The following is a 570-nucleotide window of genomic DNA, read 5'->3' on the forward strand; positions in this document are numbered from 1 at the left end:
TGCGCCCACTTCGAATTCGGATTCCAGGGCAACTTTTGCCGTGCCTTCATCGGCGATATCACAGAGCAGGAATTTAGGGCGGATATTCAGGAAGGCGGTGCCGTCCTTTTGCTTGCCCATCAGTACCCGTGCGGCATCGATGCTGGCGGTATTAATACCAGACTTAGTGGCTAGGTTGCCATGATCGTCGTGGAACAGCGCCTTACCGTCTGCCATTTTGGGATTATTGAGCAGGATACTGAACACCAGATCCCCCACGGTGCGCACGGCGGCGAGGCCCATCTTTTGCGGGATACGGGTGAAGGCTCCCAGGTCGTCATTAATAATCGCCTGGCGGGTAATAGAGAACATTTCCCCGTAGGTGGCCAGGGCGGCGGTTTCGGCGCGCTCGCCGATGCTGACGTATTTAAATTCTGCGCCGGGCGCCACTTGGCGCAGTGAGGGGAAGGTGCCGAGATCCGTGCGGGTGGCGATTTTAAAATCACTCAAGTTGCCGGTGGCGGTAAACTGCGGGAAGACTTCTGCCGCTTCTGAGTAACCCTTGAGCATGGATTTATTGGCGATATTGCC

1 protein-coding gene is annotated in these 570 nt (G+C 56.1%); it reads right to left on the minus strand.

Annotated elements, in window-relative coordinates; all coding sequences use genetic code 11:
* Positions 1 to 570, minus strand: a 570-nt coding sequence (locus tag MO867_RS22505) for a phage major capsid protein (RefSeq protein WP_252473333.1), incomplete at both ends; no start/stop codon positions are given.

Origin of the sequence: Microbulbifer okhotskensis, from assembly GCF_023895975.1 — a bacterium.
In the GTDB taxonomy this organism is placed as follows: domain Bacteria; phylum Pseudomonadota; class Gammaproteobacteria; order Pseudomonadales; family Cellvibrionaceae; genus Microbulbifer; species Microbulbifer okhotskensis.